Origin of the sequence: Mesorhizobium sp. M2E.F.Ca.ET.209.01.1.1 (assembly GCF_004010375.2) — a bacterium.
GTDB lineage: Bacteria > Pseudomonadota > Alphaproteobacteria > Rhizobiales > Rhizobiaceae > Mesorhizobium.
Map to the genome: position 1 here is coordinate 1 of NZ_SADP02000493.1, position 358 is coordinate 358.

The 358-nt window shown below is 63.7% G+C and carries 1 pseudogene; it reads right to left on the reverse strand.

The features are described from left to right. Positions 1-358 (reverse strand): annotated as a pseudogene (locus EN852_RS36630) (zinc-binding dehydrogenase); the annotation flags it as partial.

A 358-nucleotide genomic window follows, 5' to 3' on the forward strand; every position in this document is an offset into this window, starting at 1 on the left:
CGTTCCCGTCGTCTTACGGGACTCGAGATCCGCCTGTGCCTTCGCCGCGTCCTTCAGCGCATAGCGCTGGTTGATCACGATCTTCACGGCGCCGCTCTTGACCACGTCGAACAACGCTTCCGCCGACTTCACCATGTCCTCGCGCCTGGCGTTGTAGACGAAGAGCGTCGGACGCGTGACAAAGAGCGAGCCCTTCTGCGCCAGGATCGACATGGAGAAAGGCGGGATCGCCCCGGAAGACTAGCCGAAGCTGGCGAACGTGCCGAGCGGCCGCAGGCAGTCTAGCGATGCTGGAAAAGTGTCCGCGCCGACGGACTCGTAGACGACATCGCATTTACGGCCCTGCGCCCGGGCCGAA